The 332-nt window shown below is 61.4% G+C and carries 1 pseudogene; it reads right to left on the minus strand.

The window, feature by feature from the left end:
• Positions 1-332, minus strand: a pseudogene (locus AC0QH1_RS00275) (photosystem II D2 protein (photosystem q(a) protein)); the annotation flags it as partial.

Here is a 332-nt window from a genome sequence, read left to right on the forward strand (position 1 = left end):
AACACCGCGATCGGTCCGGTGAAGGCCAGGGCATTATAAGGACGAATCCCTAACAGACGGGAGATTTCCAACTGGCGTAGGCAGAAGCCAATCAAGCCGAAGGCTCCGTGCAGGGCGACGAAGGTCCACAGTCCGCCTAGTTGACACCAGCGGGTGAAGTCACCTTGGGCTTCCGGTCCCCACAGGAAGAGGAGGGAGTGTCCCAAGCTGTTCGGGGGGGTGGACACGGCCACGGTGAGGAAGTTGGCTCCTTCGAGGTAGGAGGAGGCCAATCCGTGGGTGTACCAGGAGGTAACGAAGGTGGTGCCGGTCAGCCAGCCCCCGATCGCCAA

This window comes from Phormidium sp. CCY1219 (genome assembly GCF_055795085.1).